The following is a 15,716-nucleotide window of genomic DNA, read 5'->3' as shown; positions in this document are numbered from 1 at the left end:
CTAATTTCAACCGCTTGCAGCTAGCTTGATTATCGTCTATTTTGCTTCTGCTTTAATAGAAATAATGCAAGCAACCCTAATGCAGAATAACCCACTCCTTTGGTTTTCAAGAATTTTTTCAGCATAAACTCTAACACAGCTGTTGTTGCAACGGGAGATGAAATAAGTGATAAACCCGTGTTTCTCGCTTGTTTAAAGGGTTGAATAATATCATTTCTGGTTTTATTCGTTTCCGCTTTAAAACGCATTCTCAGGGCGTTGCCTTTCATAATCAAAAGCTCTTTTTCTGATAGTTTTAAATCTTCCATTTATTACTCCCCACTATTATCCTTAAAATTATCTTTAAAGGTTAATGCATTTTTAAATGCAGCAATATCTAATTTCAGCTCATCTAAGGTACTTTGCATAAAAGTCGTTTGTTTCTTCAATGAAGCTAAAATACCCCAAACAAAGAGTAATACTAATATTAAGCTTATTCCTGAAATAGCAAAAAATACAACCACTCTATATTCAGGTAATAAATAATTATCTAGAGCAAATAATAAGCTCATAAATGAAAATAATAAAAATATAAAGGCTAATAATGCTAAAACTAAAACAGAAACCAATTGATTTTTTTGTTCGTTAATCTCCAGCCTTGCCATTTCACCACGAACTTGTATTATTTCTAATAAAGTAACAAGGCTATTTCTAAATCCAGATTTAATATTATCTAACATACCACATTCCTTGTATTAAACAATAAGCCACACCTAATAGGCGTGGCTTAATTATCTAATTAAAATATTTTAATTAATTTAAAGAAATTATTATCTTCTAGCAACTAAAACACCTAATAATAATCCAACCACACCAGCTACAGTAATTGCTTTATATGGGTTATCGTGTACTAGGGTATCTGTTTGTTTTGCAACTTGTTTAGCACTATCAATAGTATCATCTTTTAAATTAGCAAAACGGTATTTTACATCATCAAACTGTTCAGATAATCTGTGTTTTAGTTTTTTATATTCTTCTGTAGATGAATCTGATGTTTCGTTAAATAATTCTTCTGCATTTTTTAAAATTTCACGAATTTCATTCGTTAATTCTTCACGTTTTGCATCTAAGCTCTTAGCCATAATTACTCTCCTTATATTTAGTGAATATGACATAAAACATAATTCATTTATGCTTCACTTAATAAAATACAGACCCTATACACATATGTCAATCTTTATTTTTCAACTTTATTTAATTTAATTTGGAAATTAAATAAACAACAAGTAATCACAAAAAGCATTGCTTTTTATGCATTGGTCTTGCCAGTGACAACGAAGCTGTGAACAATCTTTGCAAGGATTGTGAATGATATTTTGCAAATTTTTTACCAGATATGACCGCTTGTAAAATCAGTTAATGCTGTTAAATCATTGTCTTCAGAGCCTCTGTCAGCTTTTGATAACGCTGATATTTCGCCTGATATGCTGCATAGTTTTCTGCATTTGGCTCGAATACTTGCATTTCTGCGTTGAGGGCTTGTACTTGGCTAATATCTACCCCAACACCTTGCATTGCCATTAATGCAGCACCTAAGCAGCCTGTTTCTTCCACTTGTGGTACTTCTAGCCTCATTCCTGTTAGATCTGCCAACATTTGCATCCAGACTTTCGATTTCACAGGCCCACCTGTCACTCGTAACACATTCGTTTGTGGGAAGCGAATAAACATACGGTTTAAGTGTGTCATTAAGCTAAACAACACCCCTTCATAAATCGCCTGTAGCAAGTGCATTTGGGTGTGGTAAGACTGCATTCCGTAGAAGCTCGCCTGCATTCCTAAACCTGCATTTGAACCATAGAGGAACGGCACAAACAGTACCGAACTTTGAGCTGGTGGCAATGCCGCAATACCTTCGTTGATCTCTTGGTAGCTTAAATTACTCCACTGCTTCACAAACCACTCTAAATTACCTGCCGAAGTCGGGCTTGCTTCGTGGACAATAAATTTACCTGCCTCCGCATAACGCCCGTAAACAAAGGGGAGTTCTTGGTTCGGATCAAGATAATCCGTAATGCCACTTACCACCGACCAAGTGCCTAACACGACATTGAGTTTGGTTTCATCATCTAAACCTGCACAGCGAGCGGTTGAAACCACATCAAACAAGCCGCCAACAACAGGCGTACCTACAGCTAAACCGGTTAATTTTGCCGCATCCTCAGTAACATAACCTGCTACTTTATTAGGCTCAATCACAGGCGGTAACTTTTCCAATACATCAGGCATACCGAGCAAATCCGCTAAATCTTGATCGTACTCTCCCTTCGCCATATTGTAGAGATTGCTTTCGGAGATATTCGTTTCTTCACAATACAGCTCTCCAGTTAAGCAAAAACGTAGATAATCGTGCGACATCAACACTGCTCCGATTTGTGCATAACGCTCAGGCTCATTTTGCTGTACCCATTTCAAAATCGAAACAGGGTGACCTGTCCAAAGTGTTTGACGAGTAATCGGGTAAAGTTTTTGCGGAATACCCTCTGCTTGCCACTGTTTGACAATTTCCAGCGAACGTTGGTCTGAAGATAAAATTGCTCGCCCTAACGGCTGATTTTGTTTATCTAAGAAAAATGCGCCTTTGCCTTGAGCGGAAATACCAACACATTTAATATTTGTTGGATTTACGCCACTTTTTTCAACTGTTAAACGCACCACTTCCGCACAGACTGCCCACAACTGTGGCATATCTCTTTCCGCATAACCTGCTGTTTCGCTAATGACCGAGACACTTTCTCGATGAAGTGCTTGAATATTGCCGTGGTTGTCAAAAAGTGCGGCTTTGATAAAAGTACCGCCGCAATCAATGCCGAGAGTGTAGTTCATTTTGTTTATTTTCCATTTGTTATATTGCCCTCTACCCCTTGCTACGCAAGCTACTTCCCTCATATCAGGGAAGAAAACAGCAAATTAATTTTATCAGTTAATAAACCTTTCTTCCCCCTTTGGGGGTAGGGGGATAGATTATTTCATTGTGAGTTTATAAACGCTATTCGAGCAAGTGATAAACAGTGTTTGTTCATCGTTACCAAAACTGCAATTTGAGGTTAGTTTACCGAGAATAAATCGCCCAAGCTCCGTGCCGTCAGGTAAAAGAGCGATAATGCCCTCTTCACAAGAGCAGAAAATCACGCCGTTTTGTTTAATGCTGAAACCATCTGGAATGCCCGGGTTGATTTCCGCCAAATCTCGGCGATTTTTCAATTTATTGCCGTCCACATCAAATACGATTAAGTGGTGTAACCCGTCCTCATTAAATTCCACGCTAGACATATCCGCCACAAACAGCTGTTTTTCATCTGGCGAGAAGGCTAAGCCATTTGGTCGCATCGTGTTGAATGTAGCGATATTGAGTTTATCCGTTTTCGGGTCATAGCAATAAATATAACACCCGATAATCTCACTTGGAGACTGTTTGCCTTCATTATCAGATAAGATACCGTAAGGCGGATCAGTAAACCAAATTGTACCGTCTGATTTTACCACGACATCATTCGGGGAGTTGAGTTTCTTACCGTCTAATGTACTAACTAAGAAGCGGTATTCGCCATTCGGTGTGGTTAAACTAATACCACGATTACCGTGTTCGCAAGTAATGAGGTTATCGTTCGCATCAAATGCATTGCCGTTGGAAAAATGAGACGGTTTACGGAAAATTTGTGTACCGTCTTTTTCTGTCCAGCGATAGAGTGTGCAACCTTTTACATCGCTAAAATAAAGAGCCTGCTGTGGCTTGCTCCAAGCAGGGCCTTCCGCCCAGATTGCTCCGTCAAACAGTTCTTCGATTTCAAATGTATTGCCGACTAACTCATTAAAACGAGGATCAGCGATTTGGGGAATAAATTCTGCCATAATTATATCGTAGGGGCGGGTCCTGTGCCCGCCCGAATATCAATGATGTTTTACGGGCGGGCACAGGACCCGCCCGTACAAGCGGTCTAAATTTGTAAATTTTTTGCACAAACGCTTGCGTTTGAACATCGGCTTTGCCGATGGCACGAAGTACGAGCGAAGCGAGTAAAAATCAACCGCTTGTTACCATTACTTCACACCCCAAATGGCTTTATAAGCCTCTTTGTAGCCGTTTTGTGGGTCGTAAAGGTTATTTTCACCACCGTCATATGCCACATTTTCTTTGGTAACTAAGTGAGCAGGCGTTACATAACCTGAGGCTTTTTCGCCCGCAAATGAGCGGTTTAACTCATCAACTAACTGCCAGCCGTGTAAATTGAGTGGCTCTGGCACGGTTGCGAATTGTTTGTCGCCGTTGCGAATACGTTGATAAGCAGTTACCGAGCCATCACCTGCTGAAATACTTAATGGTTTGTCTTTACCCGCAGTGCGTAAAGATGGAGCCATAAAGTCAAAGTAGAGGTCATTAATCGCAAGGGCGTATTCTAAATCATCGCCGTACTTTTGTAGCAAGTTGAAAGTCAGGTTTGGCATACGGCTTGAAGTATCTGCAAGTGGAGTGTCGATAAACTCTAATACCTTGCACTCTTTACATTTTTCAATCACTTCTTTCATTACATTTGCTTTGCGTAATGCAATTTCATAAAGTGAGTCGGTTAAGATAATCGCTTTTGCTTTACCGTTTGATTCTGCCACTGCCAGCATCGCAGAAAGACGAGCAATTTCATCAGAATCAGAGGTTACATTGTAGAAAATACCGTATTTCTCAATCGCACCCGGTTCTGGCGTTGCGTGCCACGCAGTAAGTGTAATGCCGTTTTTCGTTGCTTTTTGCAGTGGAATTTTCGCCACATTTGGGTTCCAGCCACCGATGACAATCGCATCTGGTTTGCGAGCAATCGCTTGGTTAAGTGCGGCTAATTGGTTGTTTACTGTGCCTGCACCGTCTAATACATCTAATTTCCAACCAGTTACTCCTACCGCTTCTTTCATACCATCAATCACGCCGAGAACACCGCCGTTTTTCATATCAGAGGCGATAAAAATAACAGTTTTGTCTTTTTGTAATTGTGGACCTGTGGTTGGGCCGTCCCATTTTTCTTGTTTTGCTGTAGCTGCTGCCACAAGTTGTTTTGCTTCTTGCACGAATGGATCTTCATTCGCAAAAGCGTTGCTGCCAAATGCAACCGCCGTTAAAGTGGCAAGTGCGGTTAAGGTTGTACGAAAAGTGCGTTTCATAATCAAATCCTCTTAGGGTTAGTTGGTTGATTTTTTCTGTACAGCTTTTTGATTTAACAAGCGTTTGCGTTGAGCGTAGCCTGCGATTGTGATGGAAAGTAGCAATGTTGCACCATTAAATAGCGGCTCAACCCAGAACGCTCCACCGAATTGTTGAATACCTGAAATACCGATAGCGAGAATGGCAATACCGACCACCGTTCCCCAGACATTGATACGCCCCGGTCGAATTGTGGTACTACCTAAGAATGCCCCTACTAATGCAGGAAGTAAGTAGTCCATACCTACACTGGCTTGACCGACGCCTTGTTGAGCAGAAATCAGCACACCTGTGAAAGCGGTAATCACACTTGAAACCACAAACGGCACAATAGTGTATTTTTTGATATTGATACCATTTAAGCGAGCGGCTGCCGGGTTTGCCCCCACTGCATACATTGCACGACCTGTTGGAGTATGTTCAGTTACCAACCATAATGCGATAGCAACTGCTAATACATAAAATGCTGAAATCGGAATACCGAAAATTTCTGTGCTATTCAGTGCGATAAACTCATCGGGTAAATCGCCCACAATTTGACGACCGCCTGAGTGCCACAATGCTACTGCATAAAGCACCGTACCTGAACCCAGCGTAGCAACGAAGCTATCAATATCTGCAAGGGCAACTAAAATCCCGTTTAATAAGCCATAAAGTGCCGCAATAATTAGCACGATAAGAATTGCCATATACCAAGAGAAGCCGTATTGAACTTGCAAGGTAATCACCAAAATGTGCCACAAAACGATACCGAAACCGACATTTAAGTCGATTTTACCGACTATCATTGTGGTCGTTGCTGCTAATGCAAGCAGAGCAATTTTCGATTTGCTTTCTAAAATTGCATTAAGTGTGAGCATTGAGGCGAATGAGTCTGTGGTGAGTGAGAAAATAATCACTAACAACACACAAAGTCCTAATAAACCATAACGAGTGGACATTTGTGAGAACCACGCCATAAAGCCATCACGGGAGATAGAAACAGGTTGTTCTAACGCAGTTGATTTGATGTTTGTTTGAGCCATAAATTACTCCATTGATATTCTGTATTTTCCCCTCTCCCGCAAGCGGGTGAGAGTAAGTTATTGTTGTTTTGACTTACTATCCGACGCCAACGCCAACAAGTTCGCAAAGGTGACTTCTTCGTTAAGCAACTCGCCTGCAATTTCGCCACGATTGAATACTAACGCTCGGTTACATAAATGAGCGATTTCTTCAAAATCGGTGGAAATCACAATAATTGCTACGCCCTCTGCCAACGCTTTATTCAGTAGATCGTAAATTTCTGCTCTTGCTCCCACATCTACCCCTGCAGTTGGGTCTTCCAAAATCAGGATTGGGGTATTTAAATGCATCCAACGGGCAAGCACGATTTTCTGCTGATTACCGCCCGATAAGGCACTCGCATCAATAAACAGATTTTTCGGGCGAATATCGAACAGTTGGAATTTGAACCAGCTTTCGCCCCACTCCTCACGACGAGAGTAGCGTTTGAGTGGAGAATGTCCACTTAGTACAGGATTGATAAACAAGTTTTCGCTTGTCGTCATCGACATAAATACACTTTCACGAGTACGGTCACCTGCCACCAATGCGACACCTTTGGCAATCGCATCTTGCGGATCTTTAGCGGAATATGACCGCTTGTCTAACTGAATTGCACCTTGATCCAGCGTGCGTTCTCCAAATAGTAATCGACCGATTTCCTCTTGCCCTGCACCACGCAAGCCAGCAAGAGCAATCATCTCGCCTTTGTGTAAGCGGAAGTTTACAGGCCCAGTATCGCCTACTACGACATTGTCAAGATTAAGAATTTCTGGCGTATCCGTTGGCAGAGCCACTCGCTGTCTGCCACGACTTTCTTCGCCAACAATCGCTTTTACTAACCCTTTCACATCATAGAGTTTGGTTTGCCCTTCAGCGACAGGGAAGCCATCACGCATTACTAAAATACGGTCAGAAATGGCAATGACTTCATCTAAACGGTGGGTTACATAAATCATACCCACGCCTTGATCACGCAGGCGGTTAAGCACGGTGAAAAGATGTTCTACATCTGAAGCAGGAAGAGAGGCGGTTGGTTCATCAAGCACCAAAATTTCTGCATTTACCGCAATCGCACGGGCAATCGCTAACAGGGCTTTTTCGGTACGGCTTAAATCGAAAACACGGGTATCGGCAGACAGTTTGATGCCAACAAAATCGAGGGCTTTTTGGGATTGCTCACGCACTTTTGCCCAATCAATGAGGCCAAAACGGCGAGGGAAACCCATTACAAAAGCCATATTTTCGGAAATCGTCATCCACTCAATTAAACCGAGATCTTGGTGGATAAACGCAATCGGCTTTTTATTGCCTTTTTCAATCGCATTGGCGGATTGGATTTTTTGGTTATGGAAAAGAATATCACCTTCGTCACGGTCGTAAATACCGGCAAGGATTTTAATTAAGGTCGATTTGCCTGCACCGTTTTCACCGAGCAGGGCAACAATTTCGCCCGAATGAATATCAAGGCTAACATCATTAACGGCGGTATGGCTACCAAAGCGTTTGATGATGTGTTGCATACTTAAAATGGGTTGTGCCATTGTTCCTCCTATGAGGAAGTTGTTCGTAAAATTTTTTGTGTTTTGAACCGCTTGTACCCCTTACCCTTGCTTTGCAAGGTACTTTCCCCAAAGGGGGAAGTACCTGAGCTTACGAGGGGGCTGGGGGGGTAATTACTTCGCTAATTCATCAATCGCTTTCACCAGCTCATCGCCGTTTTTCTCGATAAACGCTTTGCGTGTTTCTGCCGATACTGCTTCTTTAAATGGCGTAGTATCTAGGTTATCCACAAATTCAATGCCTTCTTTCTTGAGTGAGTCGATAATTTTCTCCTCATTTTCAAGGTTAAGTTGGCGTTGATATTTTCCTGCTTCTTGTGCGGCTTCAATTAACGCAGTTTGTTGTTCAGCAGGGAGTGCCTCAAATTTCGCTTTGTTAATGGCAACAATCAGTGGTGTGTAGCCGTGATTAGTGAAGCTGAAATATTTTTGTACTTCATATAATTTTGCAGACCAGAAAATGCCGATCGGGTGTTCTTGAGCATCTACCGCTTTGGTTTCTAATGCGGTGTAAAGCTCAGAAAGCGGCATTGGTACAGGGTTCGCTCCTAAAATAGAGAAGGCTTGAATATACATCGGGTTTTGGTTGGTGCGGATTTTTAACCCTTTGATGTCTTCCGGTTTGTTAATTGGGTGTTTAGAGTTAGAGAAAGCACGGAAACCCACTTCCCAAAACGCTAAGCCTTTTAAGCCTTGTGCTTCAAGGGATTTCAATAAGCCTTGCCCGATTTCGCCGTCTAACGCCTTATAAGCGTGTTCACGATCTTTAAAGATGAACGGAATATCAATCACATTTAGCTGTGGCACTAAGCCTGTGAAGTTGGACGAGCTAGACATCGCAATATCAATAGTTCCGCCACGCACTCCGCTGATTGCGGTTTGTGCATTGCCTAGTGTGCTATCTGGGAAAAGCGTTAATTTCAGCTCTTTTTTCGATTTTTCTTGGAGCAAATCGTTAAATTTCTTTGCTGCAATGTGTTGTGTGTCGGAACGAGGGGCTTCATAAGCAAAGCGGAAAGAAGTTTCAGCTTGTGCGGTTGAGAACATAGATAATCCTGCAACAAGGGCTGCAAGAGTTTTGAGATTGAAAAGTTTCATTGTTTTTCTCCTACAAAATGTAGAGTCTATACAACAACTCCCCCCGTTAGGAGGGAGTTTTAGACTTATTAAATTAAGTCAAATTAGTTCGCTAACGCATCCACTTTTTTCAATAATTCATCGCCGTGTTTTTCGATGAATGCTTTACGCACTTCGGCTTCAATCGCCGCTTTAAACGGTGCGTTATCCACTTGTTCGATCACTTCAATGCCTTTTTTGCGTAATTTTTCGATGATCTCTTTTTCGTTTTTCACATTGAGATCACGTTGGAATTGACCCGCTTCTCTCGCAGCTTCAACTAATGCAGTTTGAAGTTCCGGGCTTAAGCCATCGAATTTCGCTTTGTTCATTACCACGATTAACGGGGTGTAGCCGTGATTGGTTAAACTTAGGTGTTTTTGTACTTCAAATAATTTTGCTGACCAGAAAATACCGATTGGGTGTTCTTGAGCATCAACCGCTTTGGTTTCTAATGCAGTGTAAAGCTCAGATAATGGCATTGGCACCGGGTTACCGCCTAATAAGTTAAACGCTTGAATGTACATTGGGTTTTGGTTGGTACGCACTTTTAACCCTTTGATATCTTCAGGTTTGTTTACAGCGTGTTTAGAGTTAGAGAATGCACGGAAACCAACGTCCCAGAATGCCAAGCCTTTTAAGCCTTGTGCTTCTAAATCTTTTAATAAACCTTGACCGATTTCACCGTCTAACACTTTGTAAACGTGCTCACGATCTTTGAAGATAAACGGAATATCGATCACGTTTAATTTTGGCTCTAAACCGGTGAAGTTTGGCGAACCTGACATTTCGATATCAATGGTACCGCCACGCACACTGCTGATCATCGTTTGTGCGTTACCTAAGGTGCTGTCCGGGAATAATTTTAATTTGATTTCGCCTTTGGTTTTTTCTTTAAGGAGATCATCAAATTTTTTCGCTGCGATATGTTGGCTGTCGGAGCGTGGGGCTTCATAACCGAAACGTAATGAGACTTCCGCGATTGCTGATGAGCTCATTACCGCCACACCTGCTACTAACGCTGCCAAAGTTTTTAAGTTAAAAAGTTTCATAGGGTTCTCCTGTGATAAACAAATAGTGAGGTGCAGGCGGTCAGCTTTGCAACTTTTTTGCCATTTTTAACCGCTTGCAAGGTTAAATTTAATTACTGCATCCATTCCAACGGCACTAAAATCAGTGACGGGAAGAATACAAATAAGAGTAACAAGAAAATCATCATTACCAAGTAAGGGAATACACCCTTAGCGGCTTGGTCAAACGGTAATTTTGACACGCCAGTAATCACGTTTAACACGTTGCCCACCGGTGGGGTAATTAAGCCGATTGACGTATTTAAGATGAACAACACACCGAAGTAAACCGGGTCGATACCGGCTTCTTCCACTAACGGCATCAATACCGGTGTTAAGATCAATACGGTTGGGGTTAAGTCCATCACCATACCGATAATAAATACCGCAAGTATAATCACCAATAACAGGGTGGTTGGGCTTTCAATTAACGGCTCTAACAGCTCGGTCAGCATCATTGGTAACTCTGCCACCGTAATTAACCAGCCTGTTACATTTGCGGCTGCCACTAAGAACATTACTACTGCGGTGGTTTTGGCGGCTGCTAATACCACTTTGTATAAATCTTTGAATTTCATTTCACGATAAACAAAGAGTGAAACAATTAACGCATAAGCTGTTGCCACCGCACCTGCTTCGGTTGGGGTAAACATACCAGAGCGGAATCCGCCGATAATGATTACAGGCAATAACAACGCCCAAATACTGTTTTTAAATGAAATACAAAGTTCTTCTTTGGTTGCTTTTGAGAAGGTCATTAAATCTAAGCGTTTTGCCTGCCACCACCAAAGTGCTGCTAAACAAATACCCATCATAATGCCCGGGAAAATCCCTGCTAAGAAGAGCTTGGTTATCGATACACCACTTGCCACACCAAACACGATAAATGGAATGCTCGGTGGAATAATTGGGGCAATAATCCCTGCTGTACCAATCAAACCTGCGGATTTATCAATCGGATAGCCTGTGGTTTTCATCATTGGCAATAACATTGCGGCAACTGCTGCGGTATCTGCCACCGCTGAACCTGAAAGGCTTGCCATAATCATTGCTGCAAGAATCGCCACAAAACCTAAACCGCCTCGTTTATGACCGACTAATTTCATCGGTAAGTCGATAATGCGTTTAGATAATCCACCCTCATTCATTATTTCACCTGCAAGAATGAAGAACGGAATTGCCATTAGCGAGAAACTGTCTGCACCGCTGACAATTTGTTGAGCCAAAATTTGAGCATCAAACAGATCTAAGTGGAGCATTAACGCTACACCACACACCAACAGGGCGAATGCAACAGGAATGCCTAATAAAATCGAGCCTAGTAATACGGAAAGAAAGATTACAACTGTCATTTACTTTCTCCTTTCGCAATTACACCAATGGTTGCAATAATGCGTGCAATAATTAAGATACTGATCAATACGCCTGCCACCGTGCTGGCAAGGAAAGTAATGCCTTGCGGTAAGCCTGAAATTGGGGCAAGGTTATTGAGGTTAAGATTAAATTGAATCCAGCTGCCATCTACAATTAAGTAGCAGCAGAACAACATCGCCAAATCTGTGAATACACTTAAAATGTTTCTGCCAACGGGCGATAATTTGTCTGTCAGCATTGTGACTCTAACATGTTGGTTTTCGCTAAACGCCAACACCGCTCCTAAGAACGCCAGCCAAACAAACATATAACGAGAAACTTCTTCGGTTACATTAATACTGCTGTTAAAACCGTAACGCAACACCACATTGAGGAAAACCAAAATCGACATTGCGGATAAAATAATGACCACTAATGCCTCTAAGGCTTTTCCAACTAATTGAGCAAAGGCTTTCATACACTACCTCAAATTTCACTCATTTTAATTTTTACTACCACTTTGCGGATTTTCGCTTCGCCTGCAAAAATCGCCGTACGGTGGGTATCTTCGGGGAAGAATACGGCAAAATTTCCTGCTTCACAGCGGAACTCATTTTCGTTTTGCACAGCTGAGTAGAATTTAATATCTCGTTTAGGGTTATATTCCATCGCCACAGGGTTATTGCCGGTATCAATAGATGCTGCCATCAACTCCACACCTTTATGCAAATACTGCACATCTAAATAATTTTCGTGAACTTCCGGCTGAAACGCAGATTTCTCTTTGGTATCAAGATCAAGCACTTGAACATAAATATCACGCTCTTTTAGCTCGTACACACCTGCTTCCATCGCATCAAAATCGGTATTTTTTAAATACTCCAAAGCAAACTGAATGGCTTTTGGATACTGCTTAGGGTTGTAATTTGAAATATGACCGAAAAACATTTTTTGCTCCGTTTTTGCAAAAATTTGGGGAAATTTAACCGCTTGTATTGTTTTAAAATGATGGCGCAAGCGTCTTCGCTTGTGCCAAATTCTTAGCATCAGCGTGGACGCTGGCGCTATCAACAATACCTATAACGCCTGCAATTTCGCCCAAACTGTGTCGTCCACAGGAATGCCGTTAGCTTTATTGTCAGCAAGAATTTGTGTGAACTCGTGTCCCGGTAAACGCACCGCCACATCTGGGTCTGCACGCTCTGCGGTTTTCACATAATCAATGATACGGTTCAGTTTTTCGTCTTTAGTTTTGCCATCAATTAAGCGATCCACTTCAATCGCAATATAAACTTGCGATACACAGTATTCATCATCTTTATCTTCGGTTACTGCTGCGGTTGATTCACCGTTAGAAAGCAGGGTTGCAATCATATCTAACACGATAGATAAACCTGAACCTTTCCAGAAGCCCATTGGCATTAAGCGGCGGTTTTTCTCCACAGTTGCTGGATCACGAGTTGGGTTGCCGTCATCATCAAAACCCGCATCAACAAAGGTTTGGCGACCAGCTAAGCGGTGAACTTCCAACATACCGTAAGAGTACATTGAGCAAGACATATCCACCATTGTGATTGGGTTAGTTGGCACGGCAATAATTAACGGGTTCGTCCCGATACGGCACTCTTTCGCCCCCCAAGGTGGCATAACCGCTAAGGCGTTTGTCCAGCAGATACCGATATAGCCTTTCTCCGCCGCTTGCCAGCCGTAAGAACCGCCACGCATCCAGTGGTTTGCATTACGCAGAGCCACCACACCGATACCGTTTTGGGAAGCTAGCTCCATTGCTCTATCCATCATTTTTTTCGCCGTTAAGTTACCGATGGCCTGATGAGCGTCCCACTGTTCAATCGCCCCTAATGAAAGCACTTTGGTTGGCACGGCTTCTGGCACAATGTCGCCATTCTCTAATTGTTGAATAAAGCGAGGGAAGCGGTTTACCCCGTGTGAATAAGCACCTGCTTGGGTTGTATCTGCAAACACCGTTGCACACTCTTCTGCGATCTCTTCACGCACATTGCGAGCAAGTAATACACGTTTAAATTGGGCTTTTAAGTCATCATAGGAAACTCGAATAGTCATTTTGAATACCTCAAGATTTAAAATTTCAAATAGTAAAATTACGTTTCATAAGGTACTCCTAAGACACTTCAAAGTCAATGAAAGCAAAAAGATAAAAATCATTAAAAATCAACAAGTTATAAAAAATTTTGTAAATTTGAGAGGTAGATCACACTTTTAAGGAGGTAAACAAGAGGCTATTTTTTTGTAAATTTTTACTAAAAAATAACCGCTTGTATCTCAATGAACTTAATAACCCTTGTAATTTATAGAGGGAAAAGCATCGGAATCACAAACACCGAAACTAGCATTACTAATACCGTAAATGGCACGCCGACTTTGACGAAATCCACAAATTTATAGCCTGCTGGGGCAAGCACCATTGTGTTTACTGGCGAGGAAACAGGGGTTATAAAGGCGGCTGAGGCAGAAACTGCCACAATCATCGCAAATGGTGCGGCTGAGTAGCCTAATTGGTTGGCGATAGCAATCGCAATAGGCATCACCAAAATTGCTGTAGCGGTGTTAGAAATAAAAGCACTTAGAATTGCCGTAAATACAAATAATACGATCAAGACAAAATGCACGTCTAAGCCTTGCATCACATCAAGTAAAAGGCGAACAGTTAAATCCACCCCGCCTGTTTTTTGTAGGGCGATAGAAAACGGCATCATACCGACAATTAAAATAATGCTTGGCATATGAATGGAATCATAGGCACTCTTCATATCCACACAGCGGAATTTTCCTAACATCAAACAAGCAATCAATGCCGCCATTACATTCGGCACAATGCCTGTAATCATCAGCACCACCATTGTGAATACAGAAAAGAGAGCGTGAGGTGCTTGGCTTAACGCAGGCGGTGCTTTTTTGCTTTCTTCTGGCGAACGTAACAGGAAGAAATCTCGGTTATCGTTATCCATTTGGCGAATTTGCTGCCAAACGCCCATCACGAGCAGAATATCCCCAAATTTTAATGGAGTATCAATCAAATCTTGTTGAATAATCTCATCGCCTCGCTTTAGCCCCACGATACTTAAATGATATTTTGAGCGGAATTTTAGCTCTTTAATCGTTTTACCAATACACTCCGCCTCAGGCATTACCGAGATTTCCGCCATTCCCACTGATTTAGAATGAGAAGAAAAATATTCACCTTTTAAGGTAATCGGGCGAAGTCCAAGTTCTTCACAGCGTTGTTGGTAAAATTCATTATCTAAAGCCGTATCCAACAATAAAATATCTTTTGCTTGAAACACCTCATTTACGGAAGCACTTACGGTAATTTTTCTGAAATGTTTATTACGCTGAATTGCAACAATATTTAAACCGTGTTCAACCCGCAAGTTAAGCTGACCAATAGTTTTACCCACGCAGATAGAATCAGGCTCAACCAAAAGCATTTTTGCTCTGCCCTGTAGCTGATATTCTTCTATTAAGTGTGTCATTGAAAACTTTTGGGGCGAAATTTGGGAAGTATTTTGCTCGCCATTATTTTGCTCGCTATTATCTAGCCAACGGCGAGCAACTAGCATATAACCGATTCCCATCACAAGAATAATCAAACCAATCGGCGTAAAGCTAAAGAAATTAAAGCCTTCAAAACCTGCTTTTACTAATTCGGAATGAGCTACAAGGTTTGGAGGTGTGGCAATTAAGGTCATCATACCGCTGATCAAGCCTGCAACGCTCAATGGCATCATTAAACGACGGGGGGAAATGCCCATTCCGGAGCAAATGGCTAATACCACAGGAATAAAAATCGCCACAATGCCGGTGGAACTCATAAAAGAGCCAAGCCCTGTAATCGAAAGCATTAATAGCACTAAGACTTTGGTTTCACTCGCTCCTGATACACGCATTAGCCAATCACTGACTTGATTTGCTACCCCTGTCCGCACTAAACCTTCGCCCACAATAAAAAGCAGAGCAATCAGCACCACGTTTGGATCGCTTAACCCTGCCAGCACTTCTTTTACCGATAAAATACCCGTTAAGCTAAAAAAGAGCATCACGATTAGGGCGACAACGTCCATACGCAGCTTGTTTTGAATAAATTGCCAAATAGCAAACACCAATAACGCCATTACCCAAAAGAGCGGCTGCTGTAGAAAATCAAGCACAAAAGCAAGAAGCGATTGCATAGTCATATCCTCCAAAATAGTTAGAGATAGATTACACCGCTTTAGGGAAATAAAAAAGCTGAGAAGATCAAAAAGAGAGAAATTCGTTAACAATTGCAACTATGTTACTACAATGAAAATCAACTTAATTTTA

At 41.8% G+C, this 15,716-nt stretch carries 15 protein-coding genes; all 15 read right to left on the bottom strand.

Annotated features, from left to right (window positions below; genetic code table 11):
* Positions 1 to 29 precede the first annotated feature (29 nt).
* The 15 genes from ACERCG_RS00540 to ACERCG_RS00470 all read right to left on the bottom strand — a co-directional run bounded on the left by ACERCG_RS00540 (position 30) and on the right by ACERCG_RS00470 (position 15,583).
* Positions 30 to 308, bottom strand: a complete 279-nt coding sequence (locus ACERCG_RS00540) for a hypothetical protein (RefSeq protein WP_373610151.1) — start codon at positions 306 to 308, stop codon at positions 30 to 32.
* A 3-nt stretch (positions 309 to 311) separates the two neighbouring features.
* Positions 312 to 719, bottom strand: a complete 408-nt coding sequence (locus ACERCG_RS00535; RefSeq protein ID WP_373610150.1) for a phage holin family protein — start codon at positions 717 to 719, stop codon at positions 312 to 314.
* A gap of 90 nt (positions 720 to 809) precedes the next feature.
* Positions 810 to 1,121, bottom strand: a complete 312-nt coding sequence (locus ACERCG_RS00530) for a YqjD family protein (protein WP_373610149.1) — start codon at positions 1,119 to 1,121, stop codon at positions 810 to 812.
* Positions 1,122 to 1,404: 283 nt separating this feature from the next.
* Positions 1,405 to 2,865 (bottom strand): FGGY-family carbohydrate kinase, encoded by a 1,461-nt coding sequence (locus ACERCG_RS00525; protein ID WP_373610148.1) that lies wholly within the window; start codon positions 2,863 to 2,865, stop codon positions 1,405 to 1,407.
* A gap of 138 nt (positions 2,866 to 3,003) precedes the next feature.
* Complete coding sequence (locus ACERCG_RS00520) at positions 3,004 to 3,891, bottom strand: SMP-30/gluconolactonase/LRE family protein (RefSeq protein WP_373610147.1); 888 nt, start codon at positions 3,889 to 3,891, stop codon at positions 3,004 to 3,006.
* 189 nt (positions 3,892 to 4,080) lie between these two features.
* Positions 4,081 to 5,190 carry a substrate-binding domain-containing protein gene (locus ACERCG_RS00515; RefSeq protein WP_373610146.1) on the bottom strand — a complete coding sequence of 370 codons (1,110 nt, stop codon included), beginning with the start codon at positions 5,188 to 5,190 and terminating at the stop codon, positions 4,081 to 4,083.
* Between the two features lie 18 nt (positions 5,191 to 5,208).
* Complete coding sequence (locus ACERCG_RS00510; protein ID WP_373610145.1) at positions 5,209 to 6,255, bottom strand: ABC transporter permease; 1,047 nt, start codon at positions 6,253 to 6,255, stop codon at positions 5,209 to 5,211.
* 57 nt (positions 6,256 to 6,312) lie between these two features.
* Positions 6,313 to 7,797 (bottom strand): sugar ABC transporter ATP-binding protein, encoded by a 1,485-nt coding sequence (locus ACERCG_RS00505; RefSeq protein ID WP_373610285.1) that lies wholly within the window; start codon positions 7,795 to 7,797, stop codon positions 6,313 to 6,315.
* Positions 7,798 to 7,950: 153 nt separating this feature from the next.
* On the bottom strand, positions 7,951 to 8,934 hold the full coding sequence (locus tag ACERCG_RS00500; protein WP_373610144.1) for a TRAP transporter substrate-binding protein: 984 nt from the start codon (positions 8,932 to 8,934) through the stop codon (positions 7,951 to 7,953).
* A gap of 83 nt (positions 8,935 to 9,017) precedes the next feature.
* Positions 9,018 to 10,004, bottom strand: coding sequence for a TRAP transporter substrate-binding protein (locus tag ACERCG_RS00495; RefSeq protein ID WP_373610143.1), 987 nt, complete (start codon positions 10,002 to 10,004; stop codon positions 9,018 to 9,020).
* A 92-nt stretch (positions 10,005 to 10,096) separates the two neighbouring features.
* Complete coding sequence (locus tag ACERCG_RS00490; RefSeq protein WP_373610142.1) at positions 10,097 to 11,374, bottom strand: TRAP transporter large permease subunit; 1,278 nt, start codon at positions 11,372 to 11,374, stop codon at positions 10,097 to 10,099.
* Positions 11,371 to 11,853, bottom strand: a complete 483-nt coding sequence (locus ACERCG_RS00485) for a TRAP transporter small permease (RefSeq protein ID WP_373610141.1) — start codon at positions 11,851 to 11,853, stop codon at positions 11,371 to 11,373. The genes ACERCG_RS00490 and ACERCG_RS00485 overlap by 4 nt, the downstream gene beginning before the upstream one ends.
* Positions 11,854 to 11,861: 8 nt before the next feature.
* A complete protein-coding gene (locus tag ACERCG_RS00480; RefSeq protein WP_373610140.1) occupies positions 11,862 to 12,323 on the bottom strand; it encodes a YhcH/YjgK/YiaL family protein in 462 nt (153 codons plus the stop codon).
* Between the two features lie 129 nt (positions 12,324 to 12,452).
* The gene (gene yiaK, locus ACERCG_RS00475) at positions 12,453 to 13,451 is read right to left on the bottom strand and encodes a 3-dehydro-L-gulonate 2-dehydrogenase (protein ID WP_373610284.1); all 999 of its coding nucleotides are present in this window, start codon (positions 13,449 to 13,451) and stop codon (positions 12,453 to 12,455) included.
* 251 nt (positions 13,452 to 13,702) lie between these two features.
* Positions 13,703 to 15,583 carry an SLC13 family permease gene (locus ACERCG_RS00470; RefSeq protein WP_373610139.1) on the bottom strand — a complete coding sequence of 627 codons (1,881 nt, stop codon included), beginning with the start codon at positions 15,581 to 15,583 and terminating at the stop codon, positions 13,703 to 13,705.
* Positions 15,584 to 15,716 lie beyond the last annotated feature (133 nt).

This window comes from Mannheimia sp. E30BD (assembly GCF_041807785.1).
Classification (GTDB): domain Bacteria; phylum Pseudomonadota; class Gammaproteobacteria; order Enterobacterales; family Pasteurellaceae; genus Mannheimia.
Note: the sequence above shows the minus strand (reverse complement) of the source record. Positions and strands in the feature narration are given on the sequence as shown.

Coding starts and splice junctions, on each gene's coding strand:
- ACERCG_RS00540 (WP_373610151.1), bottom strand. CDS start 308: ATGGAAGATTTAAAACTATCAGAAAAAGAGCTTTTGATTATGAAAGGC.
- ACERCG_RS00535 (WP_373610150.1), bottom strand. CDS start 719: ATGTTAGATAATATTAAATCTGGATTTAGAAATAGCCTTGTTACTTTA.
- ACERCG_RS00530 (WP_373610149.1), bottom strand. CDS start 1,121: ATGGCTAAGAGCTTAGATGCAAAACGTGAAGAATTAACGAATGAAATT.
- ACERCG_RS00525 (WP_373610148.1), bottom strand. CDS start 2,865: ATGAACTACACTCTCGGCATTGATTGCGGCGGTACTTTTATCAAAGCC.
- ACERCG_RS00520 (WP_373610147.1), bottom strand. CDS start 3,891: ATGGCAGAATTTATTCCCCAAATCGCTGATCCTCGTTTTAATGAGTTA.
- ACERCG_RS00515 (WP_373610146.1), bottom strand. CDS start 5,190: ATGAAACGCACTTTTCGTACAACCTTAACCGCACTTGCCACTTTAACG.
- ACERCG_RS00510 (WP_373610145.1), bottom strand. CDS start 6,255: ATGGCTCAAACAAACATCAAATCAACTGCGTTAGAACAACCTGTTTCT.
- ACERCG_RS00505 (WP_373610285.1), bottom strand. CDS start 7,797: ATGCAACACATCATCAAACGCTTTGGTAGCCATACCGCCGTTAATGAT.
- ACERCG_RS00500 (WP_373610144.1), bottom strand. CDS start 8,934: ATGAAACTTTTCAATCTCAAAACTCTTGCAGCCCTTGTTGCAGGATTA.
- ACERCG_RS00495 (WP_373610143.1), bottom strand. CDS start 10,004: ATGAAACTTTTTAACTTAAAAACTTTGGCAGCGTTAGTAGCAGGTGTG.
- ACERCG_RS00490 (WP_373610142.1), bottom strand. CDS start 11,374: ATGACAGTTGTAATCTTTCTTTCCGTATTACTAGGCTCGATTTTATTA.
- ACERCG_RS00485 (WP_373610141.1), bottom strand. CDS start 11,853: ATGAAAGCCTTTGCTCAATTAGTTGGAAAAGCCTTAGAGGCATTAGTG.
- ACERCG_RS00480 (WP_373610140.1), bottom strand. CDS start 12,323: ATGTTTTTCGGTCATATTTCAAATTACAACCCTAAGCAGTATCCAAAA.
- ACERCG_RS00470 (WP_373610139.1), bottom strand. CDS start 15,583: ATGCAATCGCTTCTTGCTTTTGTGCTTGATTTTCTACAGCAGCCGCTC.